Origin of the sequence: Methanohalobium sp., assembly GCF_046546175.1 — an archaeon.
Lineage (GTDB): Archaea > Halobacteriota > Methanosarcinia > Methanosarcinales > Methanosarcinaceae > Methanohalobium.
The window spans coordinates 1-8,817 of the sequence record NZ_JBKGYF010000069.1 but is presented as its reverse complement, the minus strand read 5'-3'; the positions used below and the strand labels follow the sequence as shown (position 1 = coordinate 8,817).

Annotated in this window: 9 protein-coding genes; 2 read left to right on the top strand and 7 right to left on the bottom strand. The window is 39.2% G+C overall.

Features of this window, described 5'->3' with window-relative positions; genetic code table 11:
* Positions 1-139 precede the first annotated feature (139 nt).
* A complete protein-coding gene (gene clpB / locus ACLFMM_RS07675; protein ID WP_410808142.1) occupies positions 140-2,731 on the bottom strand; it encodes an ATP-dependent chaperone ClpB in 2,592 nt (863 codons plus the stop codon).
* Positions 2,732-2,967: 236 nt separating this feature from the next.
* Between clpB and ACLFMM_RS07670 the strand changes: the two genes are divergently transcribed.
* Both ACLFMM_RS07670 and ACLFMM_RS07665 read left to right on the top strand, forming a co-directional pair.
* Positions 2,968-3,339 (top strand): metal-dependent hydrolase, encoded by a 372-nt coding sequence (locus ACLFMM_RS07670; protein WP_410808141.1) that lies wholly within the window; start codon positions 2,968-2,970, stop codon positions 3,337-3,339.
* Between the two features lie 100 nt (positions 3,340-3,439).
* Positions 3,440-3,907, top strand: coding sequence for a hypothetical protein (locus ACLFMM_RS07665; protein WP_410808140.1), 468 nt, complete (start codon positions 3,440-3,442; stop codon positions 3,905-3,907).
* A 10-nt stretch (positions 3,908-3,917) separates the two neighbouring features.
* Here ACLFMM_RS07665 and ACLFMM_RS07660 read toward each other — a convergent pair whose 3' ends face one another.
* The 6 genes from ACLFMM_RS07660 to ACLFMM_RS07635 form a co-directional block, all read right to left on the bottom strand.
* Positions 3,918-4,907, bottom strand: coding sequence for a methanogenesis marker 12 protein (locus ACLFMM_RS07660; protein WP_410808139.1), 990 nt, complete (start codon positions 4,905-4,907; stop codon positions 3,918-3,920).
* A 14-nt stretch (positions 4,908-4,921) separates the two neighbouring features.
* A complete protein-coding gene (locus ACLFMM_RS07655; protein WP_410808138.1) occupies positions 4,922-5,281 on the bottom strand; it encodes a DUF2103 domain-containing protein in 360 nt (119 codons plus the stop codon).
* A gap of 36 nt (positions 5,282-5,317) precedes the next feature.
* A complete protein-coding gene (locus ACLFMM_RS07650; RefSeq protein ID WP_410808145.1) occupies positions 5,318-5,755 on the bottom strand; it encodes an ACT domain-containing protein in 438 nt (145 codons plus the stop codon).
* Positions 5,756-5,803: 48 nt separating this feature from the next.
* Positions 5,804-7,108: a phenylacetate--CoA ligase family protein gene (locus ACLFMM_RS07645; RefSeq protein WP_410808144.1), complete on the bottom strand. Its 1,305-nt coding sequence runs from the start codon at positions 7,106-7,108 to the stop codon at positions 5,804-5,806.
* 52 nt (positions 7,109-7,160) lie between these two features.
* Positions 7,161-8,129 carry a DHH family phosphoesterase gene (locus tag ACLFMM_RS07640; protein WP_410808143.1) on the bottom strand — a complete coding sequence of 323 codons (969 nt, stop codon included), beginning with the start codon at positions 8,127-8,129 and terminating at the stop codon, positions 7,161-7,163.
* 81 nt (positions 8,130-8,210) lie between these two features.
* Positions 8,211-8,576 carry a prefoldin subunit beta gene (locus ACLFMM_RS07635; RefSeq protein WP_410808136.1) on the bottom strand — a complete coding sequence of 122 codons (366 nt, stop codon included), beginning with the start codon at positions 8,574-8,576 and terminating at the stop codon, positions 8,211-8,213.
* Positions 8,577-8,817 lie beyond the last annotated feature (241 nt).

Below are 8,817 nucleotides of genomic sequence, written 5' to 3'. Positions count from 1 at the left end.
AGAAGTGTTCATTAAGAAAAAATTTAAAGAACTAATATTAAGTTGATGACTATAAAATAAAAAAATGAGATGAACAGATAAATTCATTGTTCATCTACATATTTGTTGATGTACTTTTCGTTTCCTCTTTTCCGGATGATTATTCTATTTTAATTACAATTCCGTTTTCATCGGAATCCACTTTAACTGTGGACCCTTCCGGAACTTCACCTGACACAATAGATTTGGCGACCTCGGTTTCGACTTCATTCTGGATTACACGCTGTAGCGGTCTTGCACCATAGGTTTCACTGTAACCTTTATCCGCAAGATATCGTTTGGCGTCATCTGTAATTTCAAGTTTGTGCCTCTGGTGCTTGAGCCTTTCTGCCAAGTCTTCAACTTTAATATCCACGATCTCCACAAGCTGCTCTTTTGTCAGTGGACGGAAGATTGCAACTTCATCGATACGGTTCAGGAATTCTGGTCTGAAATGTTTGCTCAATTCGTTTTGAGCCATGGATTTCATCTTGCTATAATCTGCTCCGTTTTCCAGCTGTTCACGGGCATAATCTACAAAGATGTTTGAAGTCATTATGATTATTGTATTCTTGAAATCCACAGTTCTTCCGTGTGCATCAGTGAGGCGACCGTCATCCAGTATTTGGAGCATGATGTTGAATACATCATGGTGCGCTTTTTCAATTTCATCAAAGAGAATTACGGAATAGGGTCTGCGTCTAATTGCTTCTGTGAGCTGACCCCCTTCTTCATGTCCTACATAACCAGGTGGTGCTCCTATCATACGGGAAACAGTGTGTTTTTCCATATATTCGGACATATCAAGTCGCACCATATTGTTCTCATCGTCAAAGAGTTCTGCAGCCAGCGCCTTTGCAAGCTCAGTTTTACCCACACCTGTAGGTCCAAGGAATATAAAACTTCCAATTGGTTTGTCAGGATCTTTAATACCGGCATGGGCACGTACCACTGCATCTGATACTGCTTTTACAGCCTCATCCTGACCAACTACTCTTTCATGCAGTCTTTCTTCCAAATGGATTAGTTTTTCGCGTTCTCCTTCCATCAGTTTGGTTACTGGTATAGATGTCCATTCACTAACAACCTCAGCAATATCTTCCTCATCAACTTCCTCTCTAAGAAGCATCTGGTCCTGCATCTGCTGAAGTTCTTCTTCTTTTTCTTCGTACTGACGCTGGAGTGGTATCCATGTCCCGTATTTCAAACGTGAAGCCAGTTCAAAGTCATTGTCGTTTTCTGCACGCTCAAGCTGGGTTTTTGTGTCCTCTATCTGTTCTTTGAGTGAACGCAGTTCAGATATGATTTCTTTTTCTTTCTGCCACTGAGCCCTGAGCGTCTTGGATTGATCGCGTATATCTGATAATTCCTTTTCCAGGTTTTCAAGACGCTCTTTGGATGCTGGATCGGTTTCCTTCTTTAGAGCCTCACGTTCAATTTCAAGCTGTGTTATTTTACGGTCGACTTCATCGAGTTCAGTCGGCTTGCTGTCTATCTGGGTTCTGACATTGGCAGCTGCCTCATCAACAAGATCGATTGCTTTGTCTGGAAGGAATCTTTCAGATATATACCGGTCGCTCAAAACGGCTGCTTCCACAAGTGCGGAATCTTTAATTCTAACTCCGTGGTGGACTTCATATCTTTCTTTCAGTCCGCGAAGTATTGATATGGAATCCTCAACATCGGGTTCCCCAACCATTACCGGCATGAATCTGCGCTCAAGGGCTGCATCTTTTTCGATATTTTTGCGGTACTCATCCAGTGTAGTTGCACCGATACAGTGCAGTTCCCCACGTGCAAGCATTGGTTTCAACAGATTGCTGGCATCCATCGATCCTTCAGCTGCGCCTGCTCCGACAACTGTATGAAGCTCATCAATAAACAGGATTATCTGTCCTTCTGATTCTGATACTTCTTCGAGTACCGACTTCAGACGGTCTTCAAATTCACCCCGATATTTGGCACCTGCAATAAGTGCACCCATATCAAGGGCAATGATGCGCTTATTTACCATATCCTCAGGGACATCACCATTTGCTATTCTCTGTGCAAGTCCTTCCACAATTGCAGTCTTACCTACACCTGCTTCTCCGATAAGTACGGGATTGTTTTTCCTGCGGCGCGAGAGAATCTTTACAGTATGTCGTATTTCTCTGTCTCTGCCTATTACAGGATCCAGTTTACCCTGTTTTGCAAGTTCTGTAAAATCAATACCGTATTTATCAAGGGCTTCATAGGTCTCTTCAGGATTTTCGGTTGTCACTTTTTTATTCCCTCTAATTTCTTTTAATGCCTGCTGCAGATTTTCACGGTTTACTCCTGCATTAGACAGTATTTTACTGCATGAACTGTCCGTTTCTTCGAGTAATGCAAATAATAGATGTTCCACACTTACATACTCATCTTCCATCTGTTCTGCTTCTTTTCCTGCCGTATCAAGAACACGTTTAAGCCTCTGGCTCATGTACACCTGTTCGCTACCTGGACCTGAGACCCGGGGTGATTCAGAAAGTGTTTTTTCCAATTTCTGAATCACAGTATCAGTAGAAATATACATTTTTTGCAGAATACGTGGTATTAAACCATCCTTCTGCTCTAATAATGCAAGAAGTAAATGCTCACAATCTATTTGTTGATGATGATATCGTGCTGCAATCGTTGTCGAGTTCTGGATTGCTTCATATGTCTTTTGAGTGAAATTATTTCCATCCATCATCTATCACCGATGTTATTTATCTTAATTATTGATATGAATAATGATTTGAATGAACAAATGAACTGGTTAGTAAAGTATGATTTAACAGAATTTCAATTGATGTCTGTTAAACAATAATAACTTGATTTGTTCTTCTATATAAAGATTTTGTATATTCAAATAAATACTAACAATCAATGGATAATTAACCAAAACTTATTTATTTAAAACCAAACACTTTTACAGTAATAACCATGCCCAAATTCAAAACACATATTATCGGCGGAGTGGTATCAGGGATTATTGCTCTTTACATGTTGAAAGAATTTGCTGTGTTTACCCCGGATATATACTCTACTCTATTTGCTCTTATATTTTCTATAATTGGATCTGTTCTGCCTGACAAAATCGAACCAGCAAAAAACAGTCATCATAGAAGCTTGTTTCATTCAAAAATAGCACTTGTTATTGCCGGATCTATAACATACTATATACTATTTATAGGAAACTTTAACATTACAGGTGAACCTGTTATTGAATACTTCATAGGGTTTTTCTGTATTGGTTACATATCCCATTTAATCCTAGATGCAACCACTCCAGCGGGTCTCCCGCTTTTTTATTAAGATTGAAAAATAAAATTGTATATAGACATATAGACCTCTAATAACATATACAACAAGTGATTTATATCCATAACAAATATTACATAATGGATGTTACAAGATGGAAGAATGGAAATCCCGTTTGAAAAAAATTCTTGAAGGAACTGAAGATAAATCCAAAAAAGTCGCTGAACACAGTACAAGTAGTGCTGACACACGTTATCATATTATCGGTTTTATAGAAAATGCAGTAGTACCTGCTTTCAGAGTAATTAAAAAAGAACTTGAAGACAAAGGGCGTGAAGTTGTAATAGATTCCCCAGACGAGCTTGAAAAAAAATCATCCATCACAGTATCAATTACAATCTACAATAACAATGAGGAAGAGTTTTTTTATTCTATCCGTGGGAGACCGTATCAGAAAATGTCGTTTGCATTTCCGTATCATACAGAGGAAGAACCAAAATACTGTAAAGCCGAAGTTGTTCTTCGCAGTGGTGTGCAACAGAGTATCGACATAGAAAAATATTCAAAAGAAGATATCATCCATAATTTCCTAGATGAATATTCAAAATGGGCTAAATTCTGAATACATTGTTTCAAAAATTTACATCCAGACCCAAAATTTCTGTTTTACCAGAACATATATCTCTGGCGATTTCAGCACACCCAATAGCTGCACTCCATTTTCCAAGTACATGGGGTCTTAAACCTAGATGATGATGGATTCTATCAACCACATATTCAATTTCACCGACTGAGCCTGCAAGATATATATTCTCTACAGGTACAGGGTTTAAATCAGCAAGTAATACCTGTATACTTTTGATTTCCATTGCAGCAAAAAGAGAAATAGTATCAAGTGCAAGGATTGCATTTGAATTGTTTTTATTAACCGCATCAAGAAGACTTTCCAAATCGTTGTACAGTGTACGCTTTAAAACTCCTGCATGCATGAACGCTTCATTTGCTGAACAAACACCAGAATCCACATCCCTTATAGCCTGTAGATCCAGTGGACCGTGCTGCAACCCAGGTGCTAATATACAGGCATCAATAGCTCCTACAATTTTTTTATTTGATACCCCCACTGTCACTGTATTTGAGCTAATATCAGATACAATAAAATCGTTATCCTGATTGCTACACCTGGCATGATATGCAATACCTATCTTTTCAGGACTGGTAGAATGCGAAAATACATTCATACGCTGGTCGGTATTGCAACCAGTATGTATACCTGGTATAACAACCGCAGATATATTCGAATTCTTGACAGCATCAAAAACCTTAGCTCCGCCACCTGTCTTCTTACCGGCTCCTTCAATACTTTTAACTCCCCTCATATCTACAGTATCAATGTTTTCGATACTGTTAATTCCATCACCCATGGAAAAGGTGACAGCGATGAGTTCAATATCTTCTCTACCGGAATCAAAATGGTTAAGGATATAATCAATGATATCAGATTCCTGCATAGAGGCAGCGTAATCCCGGGATAATTCAAATTTTTTAATATCTGTATTTTCATCCCTGTTTATGGATGCAAACCGTATTGCATTTGTACCATGATCGATTCCGATATACATTTTTACACGTATCCTTATTTACTCTGGAGCAACTCATTTAATTCATTCATGATACGTTTTCCTTCAACAGCATCTCCTACAGTGGTTATAATTCGCAGTTCCTGAGTGGATGTTCCCTGAGACACAACCAAGCGCAGGTTTCCCCTTTTATCACAACGCAGAGCTTTGGCAGAAAAAGCTCCACCCGGTGACCCTTTTTTTGCTTTTACCTGTATAACAGCCGGTATTATTTTTTTCACTTCTGGGTGTGACCCAATAATATAGATTATCCTTCTACCCAGGCGTCCACCTATAATTGTAGAATGTGAACCACCCAATTTATCATAAGGAGATTCGCTTTTAGAGGTCACATCATTTTCCTGTTCATCCCTCATTTAAAACCTTGACCTGGAACACTATTAATCAGTTTTTCAGAGATGTTTTATCTCTTCCATATCAACCAGTCTGAAATCGGCACTATCCAGTACTTTCAGTGCGCCCTTTATATCATCTACACGCACAATCAACAGTGCCTTCTCAGTTTTTGTAACAAATGCATAGGAATAATCTATATTGATACCGTGCTCACCCAGGTTCTTTGCGATATTGGATAAACTGCCAGGCACATCTTCCATCTCTATTCCCAGCACATCTGTTTCAGAAACTGTGAAACCGGTGTTATGAAGCGCTTCATAAGCATTATCCGGATTATCCACTACCATCCGGATTATTCCAAATTCACCGGCTTCAGCAATATTGAAAGCTCTGATATTTACATCGGCGCTTTTAAGTTTGTCTGCTATATTTGCAAGTCTACCGGGTTTATTTTCTGCAAATACGGATATCTGTTTTAATACATTATCGTCCATGTCCATGTAAACACCCACATAACCAACTTTTTCAAGACTCAATCAGTATTATAAATTTCGATTGTCAACAACTTTCCTGGATTTACCAACCGTTCTTGGGTGTGATCCCTGTTCCACCAGTTCTACTTTAACTGAAACGTTCAACACGCTTTTAAGTGCGGATTCCACTTTTTTCTCAAGGGATATGATATCATTTACCTTATCACTGAATGCTGTATCGGTCATCTCAATCTGCACTTTCATCATATCCATTTCATTAACCCTGTCAACTATTATCTGGAAATGTTCACCTACTTCCGGTATATTCATAAGGACAGCTTCAATCTGACCAGGGAATACATTAACTCCCCGTACAACCAGCATATCATCCACTCTGCCGGTAATTCTTGTAATCCGCGGATGGGTACGTCCACAACTACAGGGTTCACTGTTCAATGCCGTAAGGTCTCCGACTCGGTATCTGACAAGCGGAAGCGCCTCCTTTGAGAGGGTTGTTATAGCCAGTTCACCTCTTTCACCATCAGGTAGTGATTCTCCGGTGTCTGGATCTATGATTTCTACAAGGAAATGGTCTGCCCATATATGGATTCCGTCCTGATATTGACATTCAGTAAACAGTGGACCGCTAAGTTCTGATGTTCCAAAAATGTCATATGCTTTAATTCCGGTTGCATTTTCTATTCTTTTTCGCATCTCTTCTGACCAAGGTTCTGCTCCAAGTATACCTACCCGTAAATCGGTATCGTCTTTGATACTAATACCCATATTCTTTGCAGCTTCATTCAAATACAGCATATAGGATGGAGTACAGGCTATAACACTTGTGCCAAGGTCCTGCATTAATTCAATCTGTCGTTCTGTATTACCGGCACTGGTTGGAAGAACAGAAGCTGAGACTTCTTCAGCTCCGTAATGTAGTCCGAGCCCACCGGTAAACAACCCGTATCCATAACTGACCTGAAGATTATCTCCGCGTCCTACACCAATCGATGTTAGTGCTCTGGCAAGTGAGTTTGCCCATTCATTAATGTCATTTCGTGTATAACCTACAACAGTGGGTTTTCCGGAGGTTCCAGAAGACGCATGAAAGCGTACAAGCTGCGTATTCGGGACGCAAAACATTCCTGTTGGATAATTGTCCCGCAAATCCTGTTTATAGGTAAACGGTAGCTTTTTAATATCCTCAAGTGTTTTTATATCATCTGGTTTGATACCCGTGTCATCAAACCTCTTTTTATAAAAAGGTGAATGATGATACACATAATTCAAAAGCTGTTTCAATTTGAATTCTTGCATCTCTTTTAATTCATCAACCGGCATTCGCTCAATATGTGGATCCCAGTATTCCATTATGTTACCTGCCTGTTTTTAATAAAATGGTAATTTAACAGAATAATCGTGATTATTAACGATTTTCGTTTTTTACAGTTTCTCTTTTCAATGTCTCAAGTACGTGTTTTTTACATTCTGAAAGAATTTGATTGACATCTGTCACAACATCGATACCTGCAGCTCCCGGATGACCTCCCCCTGTGCCATAATAATGTTCACTTATATTCTCCATAATTTTCCCAAGATTTACGCCTGCATTAACAGCATCACGTTTGGCACGTGCACTGACCCTTATACTACCGTCACACGTTGTTGCTACAAGAGCAACATCTGCTCCGATATTAATCAACATTGAAGATGCTGCACCACCGAATGAACTCACATGTGTTGTTACCACCAGCCATTCATCCACGCGCTCAATTTCCAGCCTTTGTGCAGATTTCAACATCGCCATACGCAATGATATGTCCTGAGGAGCTGTAGCCATCATCTCAAGTACTTCAGCATATTCTACACCACTTGATTCTATTATTTCTGCGAGATTTCTAAATGTACATGAATTTGCATGTTTAAAATGACCTGTATCGGTGATAATTCCTGATATAAGCCCTAAAGCAGTACGGCGGGTAATAGGTGCTCCCATCGATTTTAATATTTTATAAACTATTTCTGCAGTTGATGTTGCTCTAGAATGCAGATAAAAATCAGCTTTTTCTGTTAATGCTGTTGTTGAATGATGATCTATGACACAGTAATTGGATAATTTGATATCATTTAGTTGAGAACTTGTAGATGTATCTACTACCACTATAAATTCGTAGTTTTCAGGGTCTGGTCCATCTACAACTTCGATACCCAGCCTATCAACAAGCAGTGCTGCAAGTCTGTTGCATCCTTCTACAAGACCAACTGTACCTCCGATAGCCTCAGAAAGTGCAAACGCACTACTTACAGCATCAGGGTCAGCATTGCGATGACATAAAAATAAAATATGATGGTAGTCCAGGAGCCTGTTGTAAAACTCCATTTCGTCGACCTGCATTAGCACCTCTCGCTGGATTGCCATATTGATACATATATGGCTTGTTCAAATTTTGCTATGCTCATTTAATATAAATGGCTTTTACTGTGCCTTTCCACCCTGCTGTTTACCCATTGATTGCTGGAGTTGTTCCTGAAGCTGTTTGAATCGTTTTGATATGCGCTCTTCTTGGCGGTTAATCGACTGTAGCCTTAATGATAGATTTTCCTTTTGTTCTTCCAGTTTTTCGATTGCATCATCTCTGGTGGTTTTGATCTGCAGGTTTCCAACTGTCCTGTAGACCGTAGCATCTTCTGGCAAATTTTTTAATTCTTCAAGAGCTGTTTCTGTTGCTTTTTGAGATGATTCTACCTGATTTTTCTGTACTGCTAACGACTGTGCCTGCTGTTGTAATTGTTGCAATTGAGACATTTGATTCTGTGCTTGTGGGGGTAGTTCCTGACTCATTTAGTTTCACCTGATATTTGCAATTAACTTGAAATGATTTTAATGTTTCCATGAGGGTAAACTATCCTTGGCTAAACAGGCTGTCCGACAATTCTATACTATCAATCTATTTTTATCTATCAGACAAATAAATATAAATTATAGGTTAATTAGTTTACTGATATGGCAATCATCCTATCATCCAATGATACTCTGCAAAGTGCTGATACAGGCGATGAACGATGGTATCAGATCTTCACGT

Coding starts and splice junctions, on each gene's coding strand:
- ACLFMM_RS07635 (WP_410808136.1), bottom strand. CDS start 8,576: ATGAGTCAGGAACTACCCCCACAAGCACAGAATCAAATGTCTCAATTG.
- ACLFMM_RS07670 (WP_410808141.1), top strand. CDS start 2,968: ATGCCCAAATTCAAAACACATATTATCGGCGGAGTGGTATCAGGGATT.
- ACLFMM_RS07665 (WP_410808140.1), top strand. CDS start 3,440: ATGGAAGAATGGAAATCCCGTTTGAAAAAAATTCTTGAAGGAACTGAA.
- ACLFMM_RS07650 (WP_410808145.1), bottom strand. CDS start 5,755: ATGGACGATAATGTATTAAAACAGATATCCGTATTTGCAGAAAATAAA.
- ACLFMM_RS07660 (WP_410808139.1), bottom strand. CDS start 4,907: ATGTATATCGGAATCGATCATGGTACAAATGCAATACGGTTTGCATCC.
- clpB (WP_410808142.1), bottom strand. CDS start 2,731: ATGGATGGAAATAATTTCACTCAAAAGACATATGAAGCAATCCAGAAC.
- ACLFMM_RS07640 (WP_410808143.1), bottom strand. CDS start 8,129: ATGCAGGTCGACGAAATGGAGTTTTACAACAGGCTCCTGGACTACCAT.
- ACLFMM_RS07655 (WP_410808138.1), bottom strand. CDS start 5,281: ATGAGGGATGAACAGGAAAATGATGTGACCTCTAAAAGCGAATCTCCT.